The organism is Apibacter adventoris (assembly GCF_002964975.1).
In the GTDB taxonomy this organism is placed as follows: Bacteria; Bacteroidota; Bacteroidia; order Flavobacteriales; family Weeksellaceae; genus Apibacter; species Apibacter adventoris.
Map to the genome: position 1 here is coordinate 1 of NZ_PSZM01000018.1, position 381 is coordinate 381.

The following is a 381-nucleotide window of genomic DNA, read 5'->3' on the forward strand; positions in this document are numbered from 1 at the left end:
GGATTATTTTGGGATAAGGTTAAATAAAAGTCATTATTAATCATAATCTTAAAATACGGATTATATTCTTTAAAAGGATTGATTTTTTGATCGTATGAAAATATATCTTTAGCATCATCAACTTTATTATATAAAAGTGTTTCTATATTATTTGCTGAATTATAAGTATACATATAATTAAGAGCTGTATCAGAACATAATTTGTCATTACATGACATAGTTAATAAATTTTGAGTATAGTGAAAATAATCTCTGCTAACTGTTCCGTATTCACTTGTATCAGAGTATGATAAAAAATTACCTGAATAATAAAGGTCAACAGTAGTAATCAGAATATTTTTATAGTATTCTATAGTTTTAATTAATTTTTTGTCTTTGTCA

General features: G+C 22.8%; 1 protein-coding gene. It reads right to left on the minus strand.

Annotated features, from left to right (window positions below):
* Positions 1-381, minus strand: a 381-nt coding sequence (locus C4S77_RS12925; protein WP_181042795.1) for a hypothetical protein, incomplete at both ends; no start/stop codon positions are given.